At 69.3% G+C, this 22,254-nt stretch carries 24 protein-coding genes; 7 read left to right on the plus strand and 17 right to left on the minus strand.

Annotated elements, in window-relative coordinates; all coding sequences use genetic code 11:
* The first annotated feature begins 120 nt into the window (after nucleotides 1–120).
* Complete coding sequence (locus tag L632_RS25095) at nucleotides 121–249, plus strand: hypothetical protein (RefSeq protein ID WP_028713944.1); 129 nt, start codon at nucleotides 121–123, stop codon at nucleotides 247–249.
* A 264-nt stretch (nucleotides 250–513) separates the two neighbouring features.
* Here the strand turns inward: L632_RS25095 and infB are convergent, their stop codons facing one another.
* The 6 genes from infB to pip all read right to left on the minus strand — a co-directional run bounded on the left by infB (nucleotide 514) and on the right by pip (nucleotide 7,600).
* Entirely contained in the window at nucleotides 514–3,057 is a 2,544-nt protein-coding gene (gene infB / locus L632_RS0118360) for a translation initiation factor IF-2 (RefSeq protein WP_028713945.1), read from the minus strand.
* Nucleotides 3,058–3,064: 7 nt separating this feature from the next.
* Entirely contained in the window at nucleotides 3,065–3,685 is a 621-nt protein-coding gene (locus L632_RS0118365; RefSeq protein WP_028713946.1) for an RNA-binding protein, read from the minus strand.
* A gap of 15 nt (nucleotides 3,686–3,700) precedes the next feature.
* Nucleotides 3,701–5,377 (minus strand): transcription termination factor NusA, encoded by a 1,677-nt coding sequence (gene nusA, locus L632_RS0118370; RefSeq protein WP_028713947.1) that lies wholly within the window; start codon nucleotides 5,375–5,377, stop codon nucleotides 3,701–3,703.
* Between the two features lie 3 nt (nucleotides 5,378–5,380).
* Nucleotides 5,381–6,001, minus strand: coding sequence for a ribosome maturation factor RimP (gene rimP, locus L632_RS0118375; RefSeq protein ID WP_028713948.1), 621 nt, complete (start codon nucleotides 5,999–6,001; stop codon nucleotides 5,381–5,383).
* A 138-nt stretch (nucleotides 6,002–6,139) separates the two neighbouring features.
* On the minus strand, nucleotides 6,140–6,589 hold the full coding sequence (locus L632_RS0118380) for a TspO/MBR family protein (protein ID WP_028713949.1): 450 nt from the start codon (nucleotides 6,587–6,589) through the stop codon (nucleotides 6,140–6,142).
* A gap of 30 nt (nucleotides 6,590–6,619) precedes the next feature.
* Nucleotides 6,620–7,600, minus strand: coding sequence for a prolyl aminopeptidase (gene pip, locus L632_RS0118385; RefSeq protein ID WP_028713950.1), 981 nt, complete (start codon nucleotides 7,598–7,600; stop codon nucleotides 6,620–6,622).
* A gap of 51 nt (nucleotides 7,601–7,651) precedes the next feature.
* Between pip and ubiG the strand changes: the two genes are divergently transcribed.
* Nucleotides 7,652–8,419, plus strand: coding sequence for a bifunctional 2-polyprenyl-6-hydroxyphenol methylase/3-demethylubiquinol 3-O-methyltransferase UbiG (gene ubiG, locus L632_RS0118390; protein WP_028713951.1), 768 nt, complete (start codon nucleotides 7,652–7,654; stop codon nucleotides 8,417–8,419).
* A gap of 97 nt (nucleotides 8,420–8,516) precedes the next feature.
* On the opposite strand, the gene L632_RS0118395 is transcribed toward ubiG, so the two are convergent.
* Genes L632_RS0118395 through L632_RS0118410 form a run of 4 tightly spaced genes read right to left on the minus strand, consistent with a single transcriptional unit; the run spans nucleotide 8,517 to nucleotide 10,917 of the window.
* Nucleotides 8,517–9,020 (minus strand): MarR family winged helix-turn-helix transcriptional regulator, encoded by a 504-nt coding sequence (locus L632_RS0118395; protein WP_051416308.1) that lies wholly within the window; start codon nucleotides 9,018–9,020, stop codon nucleotides 8,517–8,519.
* Between the two features lie 13 nt (nucleotides 9,021–9,033).
* Entirely contained in the window at nucleotides 9,034–9,885 is an 852-nt protein-coding gene (locus L632_RS0118400) for a carbon-nitrogen hydrolase family protein (protein ID WP_232221002.1), read from the minus strand.
* Complete coding sequence (grxC, locus tag L632_RS0118405; RefSeq protein ID WP_028713954.1) at nucleotides 9,882–10,145, minus strand: glutaredoxin 3; 264 nt, start codon at nucleotides 10,143–10,145, stop codon at nucleotides 9,882–9,884. Before grxC ends, L632_RS0118400 begins: the two co-directional genes overlap by 4 nt.
* Before the next feature lie 34 nt (nucleotides 10,146–10,179).
* A complete protein-coding gene (locus L632_RS0118410; RefSeq protein ID WP_028713955.1) occupies nucleotides 10,180–10,917 on the minus strand; it encodes a double zinc ribbon domain-containing protein in 738 nt (245 codons plus the stop codon).
* 31 nt (nucleotides 10,918–10,948) lie between these two features.
* Between L632_RS0118410 and L632_RS0118415 the strand changes: the two genes are divergently transcribed.
* From L632_RS0118415 to L632_RS23105, 4 genes are all read left to right on the plus strand, one after another.
* Nucleotides 10,949–11,788 (plus strand): methyltransferase domain-containing protein, encoded by an 840-nt coding sequence (locus L632_RS0118415; RefSeq protein ID WP_028713956.1) that lies wholly within the window; start codon nucleotides 10,949–10,951, stop codon nucleotides 11,786–11,788.
* Nucleotides 11,785–12,816, plus strand: a complete 1,032-nt coding sequence (hemH, locus tag L632_RS0118420) for a ferrochelatase (protein ID WP_028713957.1) — start codon at nucleotides 11,785–11,787, stop codon at nucleotides 12,814–12,816. The genes L632_RS0118415 and hemH overlap by 4 nt, the downstream gene beginning before the upstream one ends.
* Nucleotides 12,817–13,066: 250 nt before the next feature.
* Entirely contained in the window at nucleotides 13,067–13,336 is a 270-nt protein-coding gene (locus L632_RS24035; protein WP_084637885.1) for a YjhX family toxin, read from the plus strand.
* Nucleotides 13,337–13,396: 60 nt separating this feature from the next.
* On the plus strand, nucleotides 13,397–13,756 hold the full coding sequence (locus L632_RS23105; protein ID WP_232215726.1) for a GNAT family N-acetyltransferase: 360 nt from the start codon (nucleotides 13,397–13,399) through the stop codon (nucleotides 13,754–13,756).
* A gap of 151 nt (nucleotides 13,757–13,907) precedes the next feature.
* Here the strand turns inward: L632_RS23105 and L632_RS0118430 are convergent, their stop codons facing one another.
* On the minus strand, nucleotides 13,908–14,561 hold the full coding sequence (locus tag L632_RS0118430) for a L,D-transpeptidase (RefSeq protein WP_028713958.1): 654 nt from the start codon (nucleotides 14,559–14,561) through the stop codon (nucleotides 13,908–13,910).
* A gap of 230 nt (nucleotides 14,562–14,791) precedes the next feature.
* Here L632_RS0118430 and L632_RS0118435 point away from each other — a divergent pair, with 230 nt between their 5' ends.
* On the plus strand, nucleotides 14,792–15,355 hold the full coding sequence (locus L632_RS0118435) for a CAP domain-containing protein (protein WP_028713959.1): 564 nt from the start codon (nucleotides 14,792–14,794) through the stop codon (nucleotides 15,353–15,355).
* 357 nt (nucleotides 15,356–15,712) lie between these two features.
* Here L632_RS0118435 and L632_RS0118440 read toward each other — a convergent pair whose 3' ends face one another.
* From L632_RS0118440 to L632_RS0118465, 6 genes are all read right to left on the minus strand, one after another.
* Complete coding sequence (locus tag L632_RS0118440) at nucleotides 15,713–16,228, minus strand: murein L,D-transpeptidase family protein (RefSeq protein ID WP_028713960.1); 516 nt, start codon at nucleotides 16,226–16,228, stop codon at nucleotides 15,713–15,715.
* Nucleotides 16,229–16,293: 65 nt separating this feature from the next.
* On the minus strand, nucleotides 16,294–17,511 hold the full coding sequence (locus L632_RS0118445; RefSeq protein ID WP_028713961.1) for a class I SAM-dependent RNA methyltransferase: 1,218 nt from the start codon (nucleotides 17,509–17,511) through the stop codon (nucleotides 16,294–16,296).
* A complete protein-coding gene (locus tag L632_RS0118450) occupies nucleotides 17,508–19,379 on the minus strand; it encodes an ABC transporter ATP-binding protein (protein WP_028713962.1) in 1,872 nt (623 codons plus the stop codon). Before L632_RS0118450 ends, L632_RS0118445 begins: the two co-directional genes overlap by 4 nt.
* The gene (locus tag L632_RS0118455; protein ID WP_028713963.1) at nucleotides 19,379–20,545 is read right to left on the minus strand and encodes a CCA tRNA nucleotidyltransferase; all 1,167 of its coding nucleotides are present in this window, start codon (nucleotides 20,543–20,545) and stop codon (nucleotides 19,379–19,381) included. The genes L632_RS0118450 and L632_RS0118455 overlap by 1 nt, the downstream gene beginning before the upstream one ends.
* A complete protein-coding gene (locus tag L632_RS0118460; protein WP_028713964.1) occupies nucleotides 20,542–21,129 on the minus strand; it encodes a CoA pyrophosphatase in 588 nt (195 codons plus the stop codon). The genes L632_RS0118455 and L632_RS0118460 overlap by 4 nt, the downstream gene beginning before the upstream one ends.
* Complete coding sequence (locus tag L632_RS0118465) at nucleotides 21,129–22,154, minus strand: Hsp33 family molecular chaperone HslO (protein ID WP_028713965.1); 1,026 nt, start codon at nucleotides 22,152–22,154, stop codon at nucleotides 21,129–21,131. Before L632_RS0118465 ends, L632_RS0118460 begins: the two co-directional genes overlap by 1 nt.
* Nucleotides 22,155–22,254 lie beyond the last annotated feature (100 nt).

The raw sequence follows: 22,254 nt of genomic DNA on the forward strand, positions 1-22,254 counted from the left end.
GACATATCCGTCACGCCGGGCGCGGCATCATCATCATTTTGCCGTAGCTTTGGACATTCTTAGTTAACATTTAACGATTTTGCGACAATTCTGAAATCCTGTAGGAGGAGGAGATCGGACATGATTCGCACGATCACGATCGGCAGCTGTATTTCTGTCCAAGGTATCTTTGAACGGCAGCAGGCGAACGGGAACATCGTGGTCCGAGTAGGCAGCAAAACCTATGAGGGCAAGCCCGTCCTGTCCTGACGCAGCAGAAACGTGCCCATGCTTACGGAAACGGGGTCCTTCGGGGTCCCGTTTCTTCTTGCCGGACCATGGGCCGCGCGCCACCGGCGCGAGCATTCGGCGAATGGAAAGCGGCCAGGCGGCCGAGGCTTCCAGGGGCCCGGCAGCGGCGCCCATGCCGGCGGGGCAGGGGCGTCTTTTACAGTTCTGTAAAGGAATCGCCGGGCGCCGGACATGGAAAGGGCGGACCTGCAGGCCCGCCCCTCATGCCATTCGGTTCCCGGATCACAGCTGGCGCTGCACTTCCTCGCGCTCGAAGATCTCGATGACGTCGCCCTTGCGGATGTCGTCGTAGTTCTCGAAGGCCATGCCGCATTCCTGGCCGGACTGCACTTCCTTGACCTCGTCCTTGAAGCGCTTGAGCGTCTTCAGCGTGCCTTCGTGGATCACCACGTTGTCGCGCAGCAGGCGCACGCCGGCCGAGCGCCGCGCCACGCCCTCGGTCACCAGGCAGCCGGCGACATTGCCGACGCCCGAGACGCGGAAGACTTCCTTGATCTCGGCATAGCCGATGAAGTTCTCGCGCACCTCGGCGGAAAGCAGGCCCGAGGCCGCCGCCTTGATGTCGTCCACCAGGTCGTAGATGATCGAGTAATAGCGGATCTCGACGCCCTTCTGGTTCGCGGCGTTCCGCGCCGGAGCATTGGCCCGGACGTTGAAGCCGATGACCGGCGCCTGGCTGGCCTCGGCCAGGCCGACATCCGATTCGGTGATCGCGCCGACGCCGTAATGTAGCACGCGGACGCGCACCTCGTCGTTGCCGATCTTTTCCAGCGCCTGGACGATCGCCTCGGCCGAGCCCTGCACGTCGGCCTTGATGACCACTGGCAGCTCGGCGACGTTCTCGTCGGCCTTGGCCTTGGCCAGCATCTGGTCCAGCGTGATCGCGGCACCGGCGGCGGCGCGTTTGTCCTTGGCGGCCTGGATGCGGTAATCCGCGATCTCGCGCGCCTGCGCCTCGGTCTCGACCACGTTCAGCACGTCGCCGGCCTCGGGCGTGCCGTTCAGGCCCAGCACCTCGACCGGGACCGAGGGGCCGGCGGCGTCGATGCGGTCGCCCTTATCGTTGATCAGGGCGCGGACCTTGCCCCACTGTTCGCCGACGACAAAGATGTCGCCGCGCTTCAGCGTGCCGTTCTGCACCAGAACCGTCGCGACCGGGCCGCGGCCCACGTCCAGCTTGGCCTCGATCACCGCGCCCGAAGCCGGGCGGTCGGGATTGGCCTTCAGCTCCAGGATCTCGGCCTGCAGGGCGATGGCCTCAAGCAGCGCGTCCAGGCCCTGGCCGGTCTTGGCCGAGACCTCGACATCCTGCACGTCGCCCGACATCGCCTCGACGACGACCTCGTGCTGCAGCAGGTCGGTGCGGACCTTCTGCGGATTGGCATCCGGCTTGTCGATCTTGTTGATCGCCACGATCATCGGCACCTTGGCGGCCTTGGCGTGGTTGATCGCCTCGACCGTCTGCGGCATCACCGCGTCATCGGCCGCGACCACCAGAACGACGATATCCGTCACCTGCGCGCCGCGGGCCCGCATCGAGGTGAAGGCCGCGTGGCCGGGCGTGTCGAGGAAGGTCAGCACCGCCCCGTTCGACGCCTTCACCTGATAGGCGCCGATATGCTGGGTGATGCCGCCGGCCTCGCCCGCCACGACATTGGCGTGGCGGATGGCGTCCAGCAGCGAGGTCTTGCCGTGGTCGACATGGCCCATGATGGTGATGATCGGCGCGCGCGGCTTCAGATCCTCGGGCTTGTCCTCGACCTGGTCGATGACCTGCTCGACGTCGGCATCCGAGACCCGGACAGCGCGGTGGCCGAATTCGTCGATCACCAGCTCGGCGGTGTCGGCATCGACCGCCTGGTTGGCGGTGACCATCATGCCCATGCGCATCAGCGACTTGATGACATCGGGGGTGCGCTCGGCCATGCGGTTCGCCAGTTCGGACACCAGGATGGTTTCCGGCAACTGCACGTCGCGCACCTGCTTTTCGGCGCGCTGGCTGCCGCCCATGGCCTTCTGCCGGGCTTTTTCCTGCTTGCGCTTCATCGCGGCCAGCGAACGCTGCCGCCCGCCCTCGCCGTCCAGCGCCTGGCTCAGCGACAGCTTGCCGGTGCGGCGGCTGTCGTCGCGGCTCTTGTTGCGGCTGTCGCGGTCGTCGGCCGGGCCGCGGGTGTCGCGGTCGCGGTCGGTCTTGCGCGGCGTGGTGGCGCTGACGCCCTTGGTCTCGGCGCGCGCTGCGGCGGCTTCGGCGGCGGCGCGGTCGGCCGGGGTGGCCGGGCGCGCATCCGCCTTGGGCTTGGCGATCTCGGCCTTCTTCTTCTCGCGCAGCTCGGCTTCGCGGGCGCGGCGCTCGTCCTCCTCGGCCTTCAGCCGCAGGGCTTCCTCGCGCTCGCGCTCCTCGCGCTCCTTGGCTTCCAGCTCAAGGCGGCGGCGTTCGCGTTCTTCCTCGCGGGCCTTTTCCTCGGCGACGCGCTGCGCGGCTTCCTCGACCTCGCGGGCCTTGGCGGCGCGCAGGGCGGCCATGCGCCGCTCCATCTCGGCATCCGAGATGCCGGCGGGACGCTTCGACGGGTCGCCCGACACGGCCGAGGGCGAGCCGGAGCGTCCGCCGCCGGCCGCCGCGCCGGTCTTGCCGGGCACGACCACGCGCTTGCGCTTGGTCTCCACGACCACGTTATGGGTCCGGCCGTGGCTGAAGCTTTGCTTCACATGGCCCGAACGGCCGCCACCAAGACCCAGGGGTTTCTTTCCGTCAGTATCGCTCATCCGATCTTCATTCCTTCCCGGCAGCCGCATTGCCGCCGTCATGCTCGCGCAGACCCGTCAGTCTGCTCGCGTCCCTGATCAATTTGTCGGTCAGGCCCCCCGGCGCAAGCGCGCTGTGTATGACATGATCGCGCCCAAAGGACAAACCCAATTCTGATGCGGTCATGCAGCCGAACCACCGGCCCCCGGGCGGGGTCCAGAGCTTGCCTTTGCCGCGTTCCGATCCGTCGCTGGCCTGCAGAAGCACCTTGGCCTTGCCGGCGGCCAGCCAGTCCTTGACCTTTTCGAAGCCGGCGACCGCCAGCCCGGCCTTGCGCGCCAGCGACAGCGTGTCCGTCACCCGCCGCGCCAGCCCGGATTCGATCATCGCCAGCAGCTCGGGCGGGGCGGTCACCCGCGCCCTGGCGCCTCGCGAAAACAAGCCCTTGGCGGCCGCCTTGTCCAGCGCCTGCCGGTCGGCCACCACCCAGAAGCCGCGTCCGGGCAGCTTCTCGCCCAGATCCGGCACCACCTCGCCATCGGGGCCCGCGACAAAGCGGATCAGCCCAGCCTTCGGCTGGACCTCGCCCGTGACGATGCAGCGCCGTTCGGGCGTCTCGCGGTCCTTGATACGGCCCCCGCGTGTCATCCGGCTCCCGGGGCGTTACACCCCGGCCTCCTGTTCGTCGCCGGCCTCGGCCTCGCCGGCCGATTCGAGCTCGGTCGGATCGACCCAGCCCAGCATGACCCGGGCGGTCATCACCAGGTTCTGCGCCTCTTCAAGCGAGACGTCGAAGGGTTCCAGGATGCCGTCATCCTTGACGCGCTGGCCGTTCTGCGTGGTCCAGCCGCCGGCCAGTTCCCAGTCGGCACAAGTGGCGAAATCCTCCAGCGTCTTGACGCCGTCCTTGGCCAGCGCCTCGACCATCTGCGGGGTCAGGCCCTCGAACTCGATCAGGCTGTCCTCGACGCCAAGGGCGCGGGCATTCTCCAGCGCGGCCTTGTTCGCGGCTTCCAGATGCTCGCGGGCGCGGGTCTGCAGCTCTTCGGCGGTGCCTTCGTCCACGCCCTCGATGGACAGAAGCTCGTCCAGATCGACATAGGCCACTTCTTCGAGGTTGGTGAAGCCCTCGGCGACCAGCAGCTGGGCGAAGAACTCGTCCAGGTCCAGCGTGTCCATGAACAGCTTGGTGCGGGCGTTGAATTCGGCCTGGCGGCGCTTCGACTCTTCCTCTTCGGTGAGGATGTCGATGTCGAGGCCCGTCAGCTGGCTTGCCAGCCGCACGTTCTGGCCGCGCCGGCCGATGGCCAGCGACAGCTGCTCGTCCGGCACCACCACCTCGATGCGGGTGGCGTCCTCGTCGAAGACGACCTTCGCCACCTCGGCCGGCTGCAGCGCGTTCACGAGGAAGGTCGCCTGATCCTCGGACCACGGGATGATGTCGATCTTTTCGCCCTGCAGCTCGCCCACCACGGCCTGCACGCGACTGCCGCGCATGCCGACGCAGGCGCCGACCGGGTCGATCGAGTTGTCGTAGCTGATCACGGCGATCTTGGCGCGCGAGCCCGGGTCGCGGGCCACGGCCTTGATCTCGATGACGCCGTCATAGATTTCCGGCACTTCCATCTTGAACAGCTCGGCCATGAACTGCGGATCGGTGCGCGACAGGAAGATCTGCGGGCCGCGGGCCTCGCGGCGCACGTCCTTGACATAGGCGCGGATGCGGTCGTTCGGGCGATAGCTTTCGCGGCCGATCTTCTCGTTGCGGCGCAGGATGGCCTCGCCCCGGCCGACGTCCACGATGATGTTGCCGTATTCCTCGCGCTTGACGACACCGTTGATGATGGTGCCGGCGCGGTCCTTGAATTCCTCGTATTGGCGGTCGCGCTCGGCCTCGCGGACGCGCTGCAGGATCACCTGCTTGGCCGATTGCGCGGCGATGCGGCCCAGGTCGACCGGCGGCACCTGCTCCTGGAACACGTCGCCCGGCTGCGGCTTGCCCGAGAAATCGGTCAGCAGCTGGCCGTCGCGCAGCCAATGGGCGCGGCCGTCCTTCGAGGGCTCGAAATAGGCGCGGGCCTGGTCGGCGGTGAATTGCGCCTGGTAGTTCTCGACCGCGTCATCCTCGACCACGGTGCGGGCGCGGGTGAAGGTGGCATTGCCGGTCTTGCGGTCGATATGGACGCGAATGTCCATTTCCGAGCCGTAGCGCGACTTCGCGGCGCGGGCCAGGCTGTCCTCCATCGCCTCGATCACCAGATCGGGGTCGATCATCTTTTCCCGTGCAACGGCCTCGGCGGTTTGCAGCAGTTCAAGCTGGTTGGCAGAGGTGATGGCCATTCCTCACTCCTTCGCGGCGGCGTTGTTTTCGCCGGCTTCCGTTTCGATCTCGTCAAAGGCGGTCTCGTCCAGATTGTCGATCTGCACGCCCGCGTCCTTTTTCTGTCGCAGCATCTCGGCGATCAGCTCGTCGGTCAGGACCAGCTTCGCATCGGAAAGCCAGTCGAAGTTCAGCCCGATGGTCTGGACCTCGCCGCCTTCCTCGATGTTCAGCAGCACCTCGTCGCCGCCCTCGCCCTTCTCGACGCCCGCCAGCACGCCCTTGAACCGCTTGCGGCCGTCGATGGGCTGGTTGGTCTCCAGCCGCGCCTCATAGCCCTCGAAGGTCTCGAAATCCTTCAGCCGGGTCAGCGGCCGGTCGATGCCGGGGCTGGAGACCTCCAGATGATAGGCGTCCTCCAGCGGGTCCTCGACATCGAGGATCGCGCTGACGGCGGTCGAGATATCGGCGCAGTCGTCGACATTGATGCCGCCTTCCGGCCGGTCGGCCATGATCTGCAGCGTGGCGGTCTTGCCGCCCTGCAGGCGGATGCGCACCAGCTCGAAACCCAGATCCTCGATGACCGGGGCGATGATCTCGGCCAGGCGCCGGTCGATGGCGGTCTTGGCGATGAGGTCGGTCATTCGTGATACCCCAAATACAAAAAACGGGCCGAGGCGGCCCGTGCGTCTTCCCGGTGGGCAGGGTGTGGACGCCTGCGCCGCTGTTGAGCCGCATATAGGGCGCGGCGCGCGGGATTGCAAGGAAAACCGGCGGGGCCCTCATCGCGGCGCCGGATTGTCCCGCCAGATGCGGAAATTCAGCGCCCCGGCCAGGGTCAGCCAGGCCAGATAGGGCAGCAGAAGCACGCCGGCCAGCAGGTCCAGCCGGAAGGCCGCGACCAGCAGCGCCGCGACCACCAGCCACAGGATCGCCAGCACCGCCATGGCCGCGCCCGGCCGGCGCGCGCCGAAGAACACCGGCGTCCACAGGGTATTCAGCGCGATCTGTGCCGCCCACAGCGCCAGAGCGGGCCCGGCGCCGGGCAGGCCGGCCAGCCGCGCGCCCACCCAGGCCAGCAGCAGGTAAAGCGTGGTCCAGGCCACCGGAAACGCCCAGCGGGGCGGAGTGAAATCCGGCTTGCGCAGCCCGTCATACCAGCCGCCGGGCGGGAAGATCAGGCCGGTCGCGGCCGCCGCGCCGCAAGCGATCAGGAAGAACAGGAACGTCACGCCGCACCCCGCCCAAAAAGGCGGCGCGCCCTATCGCGCCGCATCCCGGAAACAATCCATCACCCGCACCAGTTCCGCAGCGATTCGCGGTTCGCTCAGCGCATGGCCCGAGGCGGGGACCAGCCGCAGGTCGGCCTTGGCCCAGCCCTCGGCCAGCTCCCAGGCGGTGCGGGGCGGGCAGACCATGTCGTAGCGGCCCTGCACGATCACGGCCGGGATGTGCTCGATGCGGTGGCGGTCGCGCAGAAGCTGGCCCTCGGCCAGGAAGCAGTCATGGGCGAAATAGTGATTCTCCAGACGGGCAAAGGTGCGGGCATAGTCGGGCGGCGCATGGCCCGGCCCGTTGATCTCCAGCCCCGCCAGGGCGTTTTCCCAGACCAGCCAGGGCAGGGCATAGCGGATCTCCCGTCCGCGGTCGCCGCTGAACAGCCGCCGGTGATAGGCGGCGATCATGTCGTCGCGTTCGGCCTCGGGAATCGGCGCCTGGAATTCGGCCCAGCGGTCGGGAAAGAAGCGCGCGACGCCGCCGCCATAGAACCAGTCCAGCTCGGCCCGCCGGCCCAGGAACACGCCGCGCAGCACCAGCGCCACCACCGGGTCGGGATGCGCCTGGGCATAGGCCAGCGCCAGCGTGGCGCCCCAGCTGCCGCCGAACAGGATGGCGCGCTCGATCCCCAGCTCGCGGCGGATCACCTCGATATCGGCGATCAGGTGCTGGGTGGTGTTCGCCGCCACCGCGGCATGGGGCAGCGAGCGGCCGCAGCCGCGCTGGTCGAACAGCACCGCGCGGTAATGCGCCGGGTCGAAGAAGCGCCGCATGAAGGGGCTGCACCCCCCTCCGGGTCCGCCATGCAGGACGATCACCGGCACGCCGTCGGGATTGCCGCTCTGCTCGACATGCAGCATGTGGCCGTCGCCGACCACGATCATCCGGCGGTCGAAGGGCTCGACCATCGGATGCAGCCTGCCATGCGACGGCGTGCCGCCGATTTGCCCTGCCAATCTGTCCATGGCACCACTATATAGCGCCTCGCGCGCGCCCGCCACATGAAGGACGGCCAGATGACCGAAAGACCAGCCCCCGCCAGCCCGGCCCCCAGCAGCATCGACCCGGCCGAGGTCGCCAAGTTCCAGGCCATGGCGCGGGAATGGTGGGATCCGAACGGCAAGTTCAAGCCGCTGCACATGCTGAACCCGACGCGGCTGGACTATGTCACCGCCCAGGTCGCGGCGCAGTTCGGCCGCGACCTGGCCGCGCCCCGGCCCTTCGAGGGGCTGACGCTGCTCGACATCGGCTGCGGCGGCGGGCTGATGGCCGAGCCGATGGCCCGGCTGGGCGCAACCGTGACCGGCGCCGACGCGGCCGAGGGCAACATCGCCATTGCCGGCCTGCATGCCGCGGAACAGGGCCTTGCCATCGACTACCGCGCCACCACGGCCGAGGCGCTGGCGGCCGAGGGGCGCCGCTTCGACGTGGTCATGGCGCTGGAGATCGTCGAGCACGTCGCCGACCCGGCGCAGTTCATCGCCACCTGCCGCGACCTGGTGGCGCCGGGCGGCATGCTGATCGCCTCGACGCTGAACCGCACGGCGCGCAGCTTCGCCGCCGCCATCGTCGGGGCGGAATGGGTCATGCGCTGGCTGCCCAAGGGGACGCATGACTGGCGCCGCTTCATCACCCCGGACGAGCTGGCGCGGATGACCGAGGCGGCGGGGCTGCGCGTCGTCGACCGCTGCGGCATGGTCTTCAACCCGCTGGGCTGGAGCTGGTCGCTGTCGCATCGCGACCTGTCGGTCAATTACGCGATGACCGCCCTGCGCGACGCCTAAGCTTCTTCGTTCCGCAAATACCCGACCGCCACGGAGCGGCGGGGCGGGCCACAGCCGGCTTTCACCGTTTCCCAAATACTCGGGCGACCGGCGCCCCTCAGCGCCCGCCGCGCGATTCGTGACGCAACGTCTCTTCCAGCTGCTTGCGCAGCATGCGCAGCACCGGCAGCGCCGCGCGCACCCGGTCGGCGCCGACATCGCGCACCACATCGGCGATTCGCGGCATGAAGGCCGCCAGCGCCGCGTCCCGCGCCGCCCGGCCCGCCGGGCTGATCGCCACGAACTTGCGCCGCGCGTCGTCCCAGTCCGGGCGGATATGGATATGCCCGGCCCATTCCAGCCGCGACAGCGTGTTGGTCATCGCCCCGCGGGTGACATGGAAGGCCTCGGCCAGCTCGGCGGGCGTGCGCTCGACATTCAGATGCGCCAGCAGGTTCAGCACCGAGAAATGCGAGATCTGCATGCCCTTGGGCAGCGCCTTGCCGATCAGGTCGCGCGCCAGCTGGTCGGCGATGAACACCTCGGAAAACAGGCTGGCCGCAAGGGCATCGGCCGAGATGTCGGCATGCCCTGCCGGGTTGTCATGGGTCTTGTCGATCATGGGGTCTTGTCGGTCATGGGCCGGCGAAGTCTCGGTCATGCGTGAGCGATGGGATGCGGGACCGTGCCCCGAGAACGGCCTCGCGGTCAAGCGTGACGAAGGTGACGCCGGGCTCGCTGCCGCCGTCGGCCAGCACCTCGCCCCAGGGACCGACCGCAAGGGAATGGCCATGGCTGCGGCGGACCCGGCGCCCGGGGTCGAAATGCGTCGCATGGCTGCCGCATTGCGCCGGGGCCAGCACGAAGCAGCCGGTCTCGATGGCGCGGGCGCGCAACAGCACCTCCCAATGCGCGGCGCCGGTGGTGTCGTTGAAGGCGGCGGGGACGGTCAGCACCTCGGCCCCGGCCTTGGCCAGCGCCCGGTAGAGCTGCGGAAAGCGCAGGTCGTAGCAGACCGTCATGCCGACCGGCAGCGGCCCTTCGGCCAGCACGGCCTGGCGGCCGGGGCGGAAGGCCGCGGATTCGCGATAGGATTCGCTGTCCGACACCGTCACGTCGAACATGTGCAGCTTGTCGTAGCGCGCGCGGATCGCGCCGTCCGGCGCGATCAGGAAGCTGCGATTGGCAAAGCGCGTCTCGGCCGGATCGCCGGTCTTCAGCGACAGCGAGCCGATCAGCAGCCAGATCCCCAGGTCGCGCGCATCCTCGCGCAGGGCGGCCAGGGTCGGGTCCTCGGCCTCGACATGCAGGATGCGCTCCTGCAATTCGCGGCCGGCGCCCAGCAGGTTGGTGGCCTCGGGGGTCAGCACCCAGCCGGCGCCGCCCTGCGCCGCCTCGCGGACCAGGGCCCGCGTGACCGGCAGGTTGCGCGCCGGATCGTCCGAGACGCTGAGCTGCACCAGCGCCGCCCGCAGCGCCTCGCTCATGCCGTCAGGCCCAGCAGCCCGTCGAGCTTGCCCTGATAGTCCAGCGCATGCAGGTCGTCGCTGCCGCCGACATGGCGGCCGTCGATGAAGATCTGCGGCACGGTGCGCCGGCCGCCGGCGCGCTGGGTCATGGCGCCGCGCAGCTGCGGATCGCGGCTGACATCGGTTTCCTCATAGGCGACGCCCTTCTTGCGCAGCAGCGATTTGGCGGCAATGCAATAGGGGCAGGTGGGGGTGGTATAGATCTCGACCTTGGCCATAAGCGCGTCCCGGCAGTCATTGTTCGGCCCTTATCTATGCATCCTTGACCGCCCGCGCCAGAACCACCACCGAGATCGGCCCGGCCCCGGCGGTCCGCAGCGCCTCGGCCGCCGCCGCCATGGTCGCCCCCGAGGCCATCACGTCGTCGACCAGCAGCACCGCGCGGCCCTGCAGGCGCGAAGCCATGCGCGCCGGCACGGCGATGGCGCCCGCGACATTCGCGAACCGGTCGCCGACGCTGCCGTGGTCCTGCATCGGCGTGTGCCGCAGCCGCCGCAGGCCCCCGGGCAGATGCGCCAGCCCATGCGCCCGCGCCACGTGCCGGGCCAGCATCTCGGCCTGGTTGTATTTCCGCCGCAGCAGCCGGCGCAGATGCACCGGCACCGGCACCACCACCATGCCCGGGCGCAGCAGCGGCTGAGCCGCCCGCGCCACCCAGTCCCCCAGCGCGGGCGCCAGGTCCAGCCGGTCGCCATGTTTCAGCATCAGCGCCAGCTGGCGTCCGGTGCCGCGATAGGCCAGCGCCGCGCGGCCGCGCAGCCAGGGCCGCTGGATGCGCAGGCAGTCGTCGCAGACCAGCAGCCCCGCCGCCTCATCGGCCGCATCCTCCAGCCCGTCGCCGGGCAGCGGCACCCCGCAGCGCCCGCAGCAGGTGCCCTGGATGAATTCCGCCTCGCGCCAGCAGGCGGGGCAAAGCCCGCCCTCCTCGGCCACCGGCGCGCCGCAACACAGGCATTGCGGCGGGTAGACCAACCGCAATGCGCCTTTCATCAGGCCGCGAAGCCCCCTATGTTCTGCCCCCATGATGCCCGACCGTTCCACCCCCGTTCCCAGCCTTACCGACCGCGGCGCGCTCGAGCGGAACCGCCGCCGCGCCCTGCGCCTTGGGCCGGTGGATTTCCTGCATCGAATTGTCGCCGACGAGATCCAGGATAGGCTGGCGGAGGTTAACAGAAGGTTTAGCGACGTCGCCGTGGTGACCGGCCTGCCGGAGTTCTGGCGCGAGGCCATGCCCGGCGCGAAGATCGTCGCCGACGCGCCCCAGCTGGACCTGCAACCCGGCGCGCATGACCTGGTGATCCACGCCATGGCGCTGCACTGGGCCGAGGACCCGGTCGGCCAGCTTGCGCAGGCCGCCCGCGCGCTGCGCCCCGACGGCCTGCTGATCGCCGCCTGTCCCGGCGGGCGCAGCCTCTCCGAGCTGCGCGAGGCGCTGACCCGCGCCGAGGCCGAGGTCGCCGGCGGCCTGTCGCCCCGCGTCCTGCCCATGGGCGAGATCCGCGACCTGGGCGGGCTGCTGCCGCGCGCCGGGCTGGCGCTGCCGGTCGCCGACCAGATCACCCAGTTCGCCAGCTATCGCAGCCTGTTCCATCTGGCCCGCGACCTGCGCGCCATGGGCGAGGGCAACGCGCTGGCTGGCCGGCTGCGCCGCCCGACGCGACGAGATGTCCTGTTGCGCGCCGCCGCGCTTTATGCCGAAACCCATCCCGACCCGCAGGACGGCACGCGCATCCGGGCGACCTTCGACCTGGTCTTCCTGACCGGATGGGCGCCCGATGCCAGCCAGCAGAAACCGCTTCGCCCGGGCTCGGCCAGGATGCCGCTTGCCGAAGCCCTGGCCCACACGAGAAAGCCCGAATGACCCTTGCCGCGCACGCCCCCGCCAGCCACCCTCCGATTCCCGCCCGCAAGATCGGCGTGCTGATCGCCAATCTGGGCACGCCCGACGCGACCGATTACTGGTCGATGCGGCGCTATCTGTCCGAGTTCCTGTCGGACAAGCGGGTGATCGACTACCCGGCCTGGAAATGGCAGCCGCTGCTGCAGACCGTCATCCTGACCAAGCGGCCCTTCACCTCGGGGGCGAACTACAAGACCATCTGGAACAACGAGGCGAATGAAAGCCCGCTGATGACCATCACCAAGGAACAGGTGGCGGCGCTGCGGGACCGGGTGGCGGCGCTGTGGGGCGACCGGGTGATGGTCGATTTCTGCATGCGCTACGGCAATCCCTCGACCCCCGACGTGGTCGAACGCATGGTCAAGGCGGGCTGCGACCGCATCCTGTTCTTCCCGCTTTATCCGCAATATGCGGGGGCGACGACGGCGACGGCGAACGACCAGTTCTTCCGGGCGCTGATGGCGCAGAAATGGCAGCCGGCCTCGCGCACCGTGCCGCCCTATTTCGACCGGCCGGACTATATCGCGGCGCTGGCCGGCTCGGTCGAGCGTGCCTTGGGCGGCCGCCAGCCCCGCAAGCTGGTCGCCAGCTATCACGGCATGCCGAAACGCTATCTGCTGGAGGGCGACCCCTATCATTGCCAGTGCCAGAAGACCTCGCGCCTGCTGCGCGAGCGGCTGGGCTGGGACGAGGGCGTGATCGACACCACCTTCCAGTCGGTCTTCGGCACCGAGGAATGGCTGCGCCCCTATACGGTCGAGCATGTGGCCGAGCTGGCGCGGCAGGGCATCACCGAGATCGCGGTGATCTCGCCGGCGTTTTCCGCCGATTGCATCGAGACGCTGGAAGAGATCCAGGGCGAGATCCGCGAGGCCTTCATCCATGCCGGCGGCAAGGAGTTCACCTATATCCCCTGCCTGAACGCCGAGCCCGCGCATATCGACGTGCTGACCGCGGTGATCGGCGAGAACCTGGCGGGGTGGGTCTGAGGGCCCGCGCTGCCGCTGACGCCGATTGGGGGCAGGCCGCCACGGTTCGTCTATGTTACGGGGTTGTTCCAAAGCCGCCCGTTTCCTGGATTGGGGGGCGTGAGCAGCGACGATCCCCTGCTGCCTGTGGAGACTGGATGTCAGAGCTTGTGTGACAAGGCTCTCTGAATCTCGGAGAGCCGCGTGAACCCAAAGCCGCCGGGTGCATGTGCGCTCGGGGTGTCTTTCACGTCCGTCATGCGAGACTTCCATGAACATCTCACGAAATGAACAACGTGCGCTGCACGTCCTGGCCCTTGGCGGCCGTATCCTGCACGAGCGCGTCGACAGCGCCAAGATCACCTCCGTGACATGCGTCACGCGCGAGGGGATGATCCTTGCCGGCTTCGATTTGGCCGTCTTCAACCGATTGCGGCGGAAAGGGCTGATCGAATCCCGGTCAGGCAGCCCGTATCGGATCTCGAAACGCGGCCGCTCCTCCGTTCGCGCAGCTCGACAATCAGGGGGCCTGACATGCTGATCCGCAATGAAACCGCCGGTGACATCCCGGCGATCAGCCGGCTTGTCGCCGAAGCCATGGATGCTTGCGCAATCCACTGGAACCGAGGCCGGCCTCGTCGCGGCGCTGCGGGCGGAGGGGCGGCTTTCCCTCTCGCTTGTGGCCGAGGACGAGGGTGAGGTGATCGGCTACCTGGGCGCTTCGGCGGCACGGATCGGCACGCAGGACGGCTGCGGCCTGATCGGCCCGCTTGCCGTTTTGCCGTCAATGGCACAGGCCCTCCGCCGGTTGCGGGCCACCGGCCGCGGCGCGGCGCTGGTGGGCGATCCCGCCTATCATGGCCGGTTCGGTTTCCGGGCCTTCCCTGGCCTGGGCGCAGCTGGCTGCCCGGGGTGGTTCTGGCCCTGCCCTTCGGCGGCACCGAGCCTTGCGAAGAACTGATCCGTCATCCGGCATTCGGTCTGGGTCCGGAGGCGTGATCAAAGGTCGGGCCGCATCCTCCGGCGGTGCGGCCCGAGCCTTGGCTGATCCAGGCGGTCGAAACGAAAAAGGGGCCTTGCGGCCCCTTGCTGTCGTTCCTGTCCCGGCCAGGTCAGATCAGCAGCACCTGGGTGCCGATCTTGGTCAGGTCGTAGAGCTGCTTGATATGCTCGTTGTAAAGGCCGATGCAGCCGTTCGAGGACTTGCGGCCGATCTTGCGCGTGTCATGCGTGCCGTGGATGCGGTAATACTGCCAGCTCAGCCACAGCGCATGGGTGCCCAGCGGGTTGTCCGGCCCCGGCGGCACGAAATCCGGCCATTCGGGGTTGCGCTTCTTCATCTCGGGGGTGGGCGCCCAGCTCGGGCCCTCGACCTTCTTGATGATCTCGGTGCGGCCGGTGCGGGTCAGGTCGGGGCTGACCGGGACCGAGGTCGGGAACAGCTTGTAGACCGTCTGGTCCTCGGACCAGTAATGCAGCGCGCGCGAGGTCAGGTCCACGAGGATGGCGCCGTTGGTCAGGGTGCTGAAATAGGGCTGCCAGTCCTGCATGCGGAAGCTGGAGATGTTGCGGCGCGAATCCTGCCCGGCGTCGTATTGCACCATGCCCGCATCCGGGGTGGCGCCGCCCGCCGTGCCCTGCAGCGGCTGGCCGGTATAGGGGTCGAAGGACTGCGCGATGGCCGGCGCCGCCAGCCCTGCCGCGCCCATCGCCACCGAGGCGGTCAGAAATTTCCGGCGCGAGACCGGATTTTTCGGCGTGATCATGTGTCGCTCCTGATATGTGACGGACCGCTTGCGGCGGCCTTCTCTGCCCGAATTTGCGAAAGAGGTCTGCTGATGCGCGGATTTACGCCCGCGCCGGACACCTTGCAATTCAAACAAGCGTCATTGTCGCAACAGAGTCGCAGCCTGTGGCCCTCACGCAATCTTGGGTTTGAAGCGGGCCCCGGGCTTTTGTATGGCTGGCGCAAAATATCCTTTCGGGACAGGACATCATGCTGAAACTCTCCACCCTGGCGCTCGTGTCGGTTCTGGCCCTTGCGGCCTGCCAGCAGCCGCAGCAGCAACTCGGCCCCGATGGCCAGCCGCTGCCGGTCGCCTACAAGATCACGCCGCGCGAAGAGGCGCAGATCCCCGGCCGGATCGCCGGCCAGATCAATGCGCTGCGCGCCAATATCGCGGCGCCCGGCGTGGTGCAGAACCCGATGCTGGACGCGGCGGCCAAGGTGCATGCCCGCGACATGGCGGCGCAGAACCGCGCCTGGCATTTCGGCTCGGACGGCTCGTCGCCGCTGGATCGGGTGCGGCGCCAAGGCTACATGGGCCATCTGGTCGGCGAGAACATCTCGGAAACCTATGAGAACGAGATCACCACGCTGAATGCCTGGATGCAGAATCGCGACACGCGCGACGTGATCATGGATCCGCGCGCCGCGGAATTCGGCGTCGGCTGGTATCAGGAGCCGTCGGGCAAGATCTGGTGGGTGCTGATCACCGGCGGCGGGGCGGGTGCGCCGACGGCCATGGCGGGCGGCTTTGCGCCGGGCGCCGGCATCTGATCCGGCAGCGCGGCCCCGAGGCGGGCCGCGCCTTTCGCTTGCCGACCCGCAAAGCGGGCAGGCGGTATCGGTCCGGTCCCGGAAGTCTGGGTGGCTGCGACCCGGATTGCGGCAGGCGGCAAGGGGCAATGCTCTGTCGCCCGGCGCGTCTGGATGGCAAGGCAGGCACCGCCGGACAGGACAGGCATCCCCATCCCGGGCTTTCCTGCTGCGGCGGCCGGCGGCCGCAAGGCCCTGCAAGGCTGCAGGGCGGAGAACAGGCCGTCAGCCGGCCTGCGAGCTTCCTGAAAGCCAAGGCCCCGCGACGCTGCGCGGAGCCTTTGTCGTTCCAGGCACCAGCCTGAGCGCCAGCGGCGCCTAGGGGTAGATGAAGATCGGCACGCCCGGCCGCAGCATGGTGAAGATCTCCTCGATCTCCTCGTCGGTGACGGCGATGCAGCCGGCGGTCCAGTCCGGGCGGTTCAGCGCCTTGCCCTCGGGGCCCAGGCCATGGATGAAGATGTCGCCGCCCGGCCGCAGTCCCATGGCTGCCGCATTGGCCACGTCCTGCGCCGAAGGATAGGAGATCCCGACCGACAGGTGGTAGCGGCTGCGCGGATTGAAGCGGTCGACGAAATACAGGCCCTCGGGCGTGCGGCCGTCGCCTTCGAACCGCTTGGGTCCGACCGGCTGGTTGCCGAGATGGATCTTGTAGCTTTTGACGACTTCCTTGCCGCTGACCAGATACATCTTGCGATCGGCCTTCTTGACCACGATCTGCGTGATCGGCGGACCCTGATAGGTCTTGCTGGGTTGCAGGCTGTCGCCACCGCCGCAGCTTGCCACAACGGCAACCGCGACAACCGCGAAAAATGCGCGAATTGCCCGAATCATCACTGCCCTCTATGTGCGCTATGCGCTTCGTTTTGTTATGAAATACCACAGAGATTAAGATTTCGCTAGCGCCGGCGGAATTCCGCCGCGGTCTCGACATGCGGCGACCAGCGGAACTGATCGACCACGAAGAGCCGCGTCAGCGCCAGCCCGCCCTCGGCGAGAATCCGCGCATCGCGGGCGAAAGTGACGGGATCGCAGCTGACCCAGGCGAGCCTGCCCACCCCGGAACGGGCCAGCTCGCGCGCCTGCGCCTCGGCCCCGGCGCGCGGCGGGTCGATCACGATTGCGTCATAGACCAGCTCGTCGGGCAGCAGCGGCCGGCGGGCAAGGTCGCGAATCTCGGTCGTGATTCGGCGCAGGCCGGGGCTGCGGCGGGCGGCGGCGTCCAGCGCCTGCAGCGGCGCGGCAAGGCCCTCGACGGCATGGACCTCGGCCGCCTCGGCCAGGGGCAGGGTGAAGGTGCCGCAGCCGGCGAACAGGTCCAGCACCCGGCCGGCGCCGCGCAGCATGTCGCGCAGGGCGGCCAGCAGCGCCGCCTCGCCCTCGGCGGTGGCCTGCAGGAAACCGCCCGGCGGTGGCACGACCTGCGCCCGCCCCATCGGCAGCGCCGGCGGGCGGCGGGTAATGCTTTGGCCGTCCCAGCTGAGCCGCGCCAGGTCGCCCTGGTCGGCCAGCGCCGACAGGGTCTGGAACAGCCCCGGCTCCATCGGCTTGCCGCCGGTCACCGCCACGTCCAGCCCGGCCGGCGTGTCGGTCACGGTCAGCGACAGCTCGCCCGCGCGCGAGGCGCCGGCGGCGACCAGCCGCCGCAGCAGCGGCAGGGCCGACTGGATGGCGGGCCGCAGCACATGGCAATCGGCAATGTCCACGATCACCTCCGAGGCGCGGGCGTGAAAGCCCAGCAGCGCGCCCTTCTTCGTCCGCCGCCCCGACAGCACCGCCCGCCGGCGCGAGCGCGGCGGCGAGACATGCACCCCCGCGATCGGCGCGGAAAGCCCCTGCGCGCGCAGCGCCTCGGTCACCACGCCGACCTTCCAGGCCTTCACGAAAGCCTCGGAGCCGTGCATCAGCGCGCAGCCGCCGCAGGCGCGGTAATGCGGGCAGGACGGGCGCACCCGCTCGGGCGCAGGCGTCACGATGCGCGGGCTGGCGATGCGGCCGTTCTCGGCCTCGCCCTCGATCACCTCGCCGGGCAGGGTCAGCGCCGCCAGCGCGCGGCCCCCGGTCCCGACCGCCACGCCATCGCCCTTGCGGCCCAGCCGCTCGACGGTCCAGATCACTCGGCGGCCTCGGTGGTTTCCTCGTGCTCGTCGGTGCCCAGGAAGCCGCCGGATTGCCGGTTCCAGTAGCGGGCATAGGTGCCGTCCAGCGCCAGCAGTTCGGCATGGCTGCCCTGCTCGACGATGCGGCCGGATTCCAGCACGACGATGCGATCCAGTTCGGCGATGGTCGAAAGCCGGTGCGCGATGGCCAGCACGGTCTTGCCCCGCATGGCACGGTGCAGCGCGTCCTGGACCTGCGCCTCGACCTCGCTGTCCAGTGCCGAGGTCGCCTCGTCCAGCACCAGGATGGGCGCGTCCTTCAAGAGCGCGCGGGCCAGCGCGATGCGCTGGCGCTGCCCGCCGGACAGCTTGACGCCGCGCTCGCCCAGATGCGCGTCATAGCCGGTGCGGCCCATGTGGTCGCGCAGCTTGAGGATGAACTCATGCGCCTCGGCGGCCTTGGCTGCGGCGACGATCTCGTCCTCGGTCGCGTCGGGGCGACCGTAGAGAATGTTCTCGCGCGCCGAGCGGTTGAACATGGCGGTTTCCTGCGTGACCATGGCGATGTTGCGGCGCAGGCTTTCCTGCGTCACGGCGCGCACGTCATGGCCGTCCACCCGGACAGCGCCGCCCTCCACGTCGTAAAGCCGCAAGAGCAGCGAGACCATGGTGGATTTCCCCGCCCCCGAGGCGCCGACGATGCCCAGCTTTTCGCCCGCCGCGACATGAAGGTCCAGGTCGATGATGCCGCCGCCATTGCTTTGCCCCTCGCCGCGGCCATAGGCGAAATCCACGTGGTCGAAGTCGATGCGGCCCTGGACCCGGCCCAGGGTGACGGCATCGGGCGCATCGGTCAGGGCATGGGGCGGGGCAAGGGTCTTCATGCCGTCCTCGACCTCGCCGATCGAGCCCCAGACCCCCATCAGCGCCATGCTGACCCAGCCGGTCATCTGCGCCAGCCGCATGGCGATGGCGCCGGCGGCGGCGATGTCGCCCGCCGTGGCCATGCCCTGCCGCCACAGCAGGATGGTGCCGCCGACCAGGATCACCGGCAGTGCGCCGGCAATGGTCATCAGCGACAGGCGGAACCAGGTGCTGACCCGGCCGAAATCCAGCGCGCGTTCGCGAAAGCCGGCCATGGCGCCAAGCGCGGCGCGGTCCTCGTGCTCGGCATGGGCGAAAAGCTTGACGGTCTTGATATTGGTGATCGTGTCCACGACCTGACCCGTCACCATGGCCCGCGCCGAGGCCCGGCTGGCCGAGCGCGTGCGGATGCGCGGCAGGAAGAAGCGGATCAGCAGCACGTAGGAGCCCAGCCAGACCATCAGCGCCAGCGCGCCCCAGCCGTCGACCGAGACCAGGAAGGCGGCCGAGCCGATCACCGAGGCCAGGGCAAAGGCCACCACGTTGACGAATTCTGTCGCCACGTCGGTCACGGCGCGGGCGGTCTGCATCTGCTTTTGCGCGATGCGGCCGGCGAAGTCGTTGTCGAAGAAGGTCACCGCATGGCCCATGGTCCAGCGATGCAGCCGCGACAGCACCAGGGGCAGGATGTTCGGCCCGATGATGACGCTGGAACTGGCGGTCGAAAGCCCGAAGATCGCCGGGCGGATCAGCAGGAAGAAGGCGGCAAAGCCCAGGATCAGCCCGCCCTGGTCCGCCCAGATCCGGTCCACGGGGGTTGAGACCACCGCGTCGACCACCCAGCCCAGCAGCACGGCCGAGACCACGTCGGCGATGCCTCCCAGCGCCGAGGCCACCGCGGCCAGCGTCAGCCCCGGCCATGCGCCCGACAGGCACCAGCGGAAAAAGGCCAGCAGGCTGCGCGGCGGCGGGCCCTCGGCCGGGCGGAAGGCGTCGATCATGCGGGCGAAGAAATCATGCATCAGGCGCGGGCCTCCTGTTGCAGGGCGATCCGCAGCAGCGCCTCGCGCGGCAGGGTGAAATCGCTTTCGACAAAGGCGTCCTCGGCCCGGCGCAGCGCCTCGCCCAGGGCGGGGCCGGACAGGTCCGGCATCAGGTCGCGGGCGGTCAGCGGGAATTTCGCCCCGGCGCCGCGGGCAAGCTCGTGGCACCAGCCGAAGGCGGGCCTGTCGCCGCGGGCGGCGCGGATCAGCACCGCTTGCGCGGCGCTGGCGCGGCCCAGGCGATAGGCGGCGGCGGGCGCAGGCATGGTCAGCGCCTGCACGATCCGGTCCTGGGTGCGGGCCTCGTCCCGCGACAGGCGCAGCGCCTCGGCCGGGTTCGGCGCGCCCAAGAGCGCCAGCCGGCGCGGCCAGCAGGGCAGGGCGCCGGTGCCGTATTCCCGCTCGATCTCGACCAGTTCCGGCAGGTCGCTGGCATCCGCGCCAGGCAGGACCAGCGGCAGCACCCCCGCCTCGGCCATCAGCGCCACGGCGTGGGACGGGTCGGGGGCGCCGAGCAGCTTGCGCATCTCGTGGCCGATGCGTTCCTTCGAGATGCCGGCAAGCCCCTGGCGCAATTCGCGGCAGGCGGCCAGCGCGTGCAGGTCGGCCTCGCGCCCATACCAGGCCAGCAGGCGAAAGAAGCGCAGGATGCGCAGATAGTCCTCGGCGATGCGCGCGCGCGGGTCGCCGACGAAGCGCAACCGGCGCGCCGCCAAGTCGGGCAGGCCGCCCACCGGGTCCAGCACCTCGCCCGAGGCGGTGGCGTAAAGCGCGTTCATGGTGAAGTCGCGCCGCCGCGCATCGTCCTCGATGCGGTCGGAATAGGCCACGACGGCACGGCGGCCATCGGTTTCCACGTCGCGGCGAAAGCTGGTGACCTCGAAGCCGCGGCCATCGGCGATGACGGTGACGGTGCCATGCTCGATGCCGGTGGGCACCGAGCGCAGGCCGGCCGCCTCGGCCAGTTGCACGGTCTCCTCGGGCCGGGCCGAGGTCGAGATGTCCACATCCGCCACCGGCTCGCCCAGAAGCGCGTTTCGGACCGCACCGCCGACGATCAATGCCTGGGCGCCGCCCGCGGAAAGTGCGGCCAGCACCTGCCCCAGGGCCGGGTCGTCCAGGAAAGGCGCGGTCAGCCGGGTCATGCGGAAAGCCTTGTCGCCAGGGAATGCAGCACGCGGGCGGTGGCGCCCCAGATATAATAGGGCCCCCAGGGGGCGACATAATAGTCCCGCCGCGCGCCGCGCCAGATCCGGCCCTCGATGTGGTAACTGGCCGGATCGGCGACATGGGCGAAGGGGACGGTGAACACTTCCTCGACCTCTCCGGCCTCGGGGATCGGGGTAAAGGGGCCGTGGATCAGCGCCAGCACCGGGGTCATGGCGAAACCGGTGATGGTGCGATGCGGCGGCATGGTGCCCAGCACCTCGACCCGGGCGGGATCGAGGCCCACCTCCTCATGCGCCTCGCGCAGGGCGGCGGCGACCTCGTCGGCATCGCCGGGATCGACCTTGCCGCCGGGCAGGGCGATCTGGCCGGGATGGTGGCGCAGGCTCGAGGCGCGCTTGGTCAGCACCAGCCGCCCGTCCGCGGCGTCGAAGGCGGCGAGCACCCCGGCGGGGCGCAGCGCGACCTCGGCCGGCGCGGGGGCGCCGCCGAAGTCGAAATCGGACGAGGGCCCCGTCGTTCCCGACAGGGCCCGCATCAATGTCTCGCGGATCGCCGTCATCAAAGCGCGGCCCGGTTTTCCCCGGCCCCGGCTTGCGGCAGGGGATTGCCCTCGGCATCCACGGTCGCCTCGAAGCCGAGGCTTTGCGGGTCGAATTCGTAATGCGCGCCGCAGAACTGGCAATCGGCGGTGACGATGCCGTCCTCGTTCGTCATGTGGGCGATGTCCTTGGCGGAATAGATCGACAGCGTGCCGCGCACCCGGTCGGCATTGCAGGAACAGCCGAAGACCAGGTCCTGAACCTCGAAGGCGGTCGGTTCCTCCTCGTGGAACAGGCGGAAGACCAGATTCGGCAGGGGCAGGGCGGGATCGACCAGCTCCATCGCCTCGACCGTGGCCATCAGCATGCTGCTGCGGTTCCAGTCCTCGGATTGCGCGCCCTGCAGGATGTCGGCGGATTGCAGCGTGCCGCCTTCGGGCGCGGCATGGCTGGCGGCGGGCAGGGTCTGCAGCATGATGCCGCCGGCACGCCAGTGCTCCTCGGCCTGGCCGGGCATGCGCGCGCGGCCCACCGTCAGCTCAAAGCGGGTCGGCAGCTGCTCGGACTGTTCGAAATAGGTCTGCGCGCAGGTGGCAAGCGAGCCGCCGGCCAGGGGCGTCAGGCCCTGGTAGGGGGTCGTGCCCTCGCCCTGGTCGATCAGCACCGCGAAATAGCCCTGGCCGAGCTGGTCGAAGCCGGGCAGGCCCTCGTGCAGCCGGTCCGCGTCGAAGCTGGCCCAGGCGCGCATGCGGGCCGGACCGCCCTCGGTCTCGGGGGCGTAATAGTCGGTGGCGATGGTGCGGATGGCCCCGTTGCCGCGCACCTGCAGCGACAGTTTCCAGCGCAGCTTGATGGTCTGGCCGATCAGCGCGGTCAGGGCGGTCAGCTCCGCCACCATGGCGCTGACCGCGACCGGATAGTCGTGGCGCGACAGGATATGTTCGAGCACCGGCCCGAGACGCGCGGCGCGGCCGCGCATGCCCGAGCGCTCCAGCTGGAAGGGCAGCACGCTGTCGTCCCAGGAAAGATCCTTCGTTTCGGTCATTACAAGTCCTTCGGAATGCGGATGCGCGGGGCCGGTGGCGGCCTGGCGCCTTGGTCCCAATATAGGCCCTGCGGCGGAAAGCCCAAGAGGGAAGCCGGGG

The sequence above is a fragment of the Paracoccus sp. J39 genome, assembly GCF_000518925.1.
Lineage (GTDB): Bacteria > Pseudomonadota > Alphaproteobacteria > Rhodobacterales > Rhodobacteraceae > Paracoccus.

What these genes read in the sequence shown, in the direction of transcription:
- L632_RS0118450 (WP_028713962.1), bottom strand. Translation starts at nt 19,379, where the DNA reads ATGCATGATTTCTTCGCCCGCATGATCGACGCCTTCCGCCCGGCCGAG.
- L632_RS0118460 (WP_028713964.1), bottom strand. Translation starts at nt 21,129, where the DNA reads ATGACGGCGATCCGCGAGACATTGATGCGGGCCCTGTCGGGAACGACG.
- L632_RS0118430 (WP_028713958.1), bottom strand. Translation starts at nt 14,561, where the DNA reads ATGATCACGCCGAAAAATCCGGTCTCGCGCCGGAAATTTCTGACCGCC.
- L632_RS0118410 (WP_028713955.1), bottom strand. Translation starts at nt 10,917, where the DNA reads ATGAAAGGCGCATTGCGGTTGGTCTACCCGCCGCAATGCCTGTGTTGC.
- L632_RS0118435 (WP_028713959.1), top strand. Translation starts at nt 14,792, where the DNA reads ATGCTGAAACTCTCCACCCTGGCGCTCGTGTCGGTTCTGGCCCTTGCG.
- L632_RS0118455 (WP_028713963.1), bottom strand. Translation starts at nt 20,545, where the DNA reads ATGACCCGGCTGACCGCGCCTTTCCTGGACGACCCGGCCCTGGGGCAG.
- ubiG (WP_028713951.1), top strand. Translation starts at nt 7,652, where the DNA reads ATGACCGAAAGACCAGCCCCCGCCAGCCCGGCCCCCAGCAGCATCGAC.
- grxC (WP_028713954.1), bottom strand. Translation starts at nt 10,145, where the DNA reads ATGGCCAAGGTCGAGATCTATACCACCCCCACCTGCCCCTATTGCATT.
- L632_RS23105 (WP_232215726.1), top strand. Translation starts at nt 13,397, where the DNA reads ATGCTTGCGCAATCCACTGGAACCGAGGCCGGCCTCGTCGCGGCGCTG.
- pip (WP_028713950.1), bottom strand. Translation starts at nt 7,600, where the DNA reads ATGGACAGATTGGCAGGGCAAATCGGCGGCACGCCGTCGCATGGCAGG.
- L632_RS0118400 (WP_232221002.1), bottom strand. Translation starts at nt 9,885, where the DNA reads ATGAGCGAGGCGCTGCGGGCGGCGCTGGTGCAGCTCAGCGTCTCGGAC.
- hemH (WP_028713957.1), top strand. Translation starts at nt 11,785, where the DNA reads ATGACCCTTGCCGCGCACGCCCCCGCCAGCCACCCTCCGATTCCCGCC.
- L632_RS0118415 (WP_028713956.1), top strand. Translation starts at nt 10,949, where the DNA reads ATGATGCCCGACCGTTCCACCCCCGTTCCCAGCCTTACCGACCGCGGC.
- L632_RS0118365 (WP_028713946.1), bottom strand. Translation starts at nt 3,685, where the DNA reads ATGACACGCGGGGGCCGTATCAAGGACCGCGAGACGCCCGAACGGCGC.
- L632_RS0118465 (WP_028713965.1), bottom strand. Translation starts at nt 22,154, where the DNA reads ATGACCGAAACGAAGGATCTTTCCTGGGACGACAGCGTGCTGCCCTTC.
- L632_RS24035 (WP_084637885.1), top strand. Translation starts at nt 13,067, where the DNA reads ATGAACATCTCACGAAATGAACAACGTGCGCTGCACGTCCTGGCCCTT.
- rimP (WP_028713948.1), bottom strand. Translation starts at nt 6,001, where the DNA reads ATGACCGACCTCATCGCCAAGACCGCCATCGACCGGCGCCTGGCCGAG.
- infB (WP_028713945.1), bottom strand. Translation starts at nt 3,057, where the DNA reads ATGAGCGATACTGACGGAAAGAAACCCCTGGGTCTTGGTGGCGGCCGT.
- nusA (WP_028713947.1), bottom strand. Translation starts at nt 5,377, where the DNA reads ATGGCCATCACCTCTGCCAACCAGCTTGAACTGCTGCAAACCGCCGAG.
- L632_RS25095 (WP_028713944.1), top strand. Translation starts at nt 121, where the DNA reads ATGATTCGCACGATCACGATCGGCAGCTGTATTTCTGTCCAAGGTATC.
- L632_RS0118395 (WP_051416308.1), bottom strand. Translation starts at nt 9,020, where the DNA reads ATGATCGACAAGACCCATGACAACCCGGCAGGGCATGCCGACATCTCG.
- L632_RS0118440 (WP_028713960.1), bottom strand. Translation starts at nt 16,228, where the DNA reads ATGATTCGGGCAATTCGCGCATTTTTCGCGGTTGTCGCGGTTGCCGTT.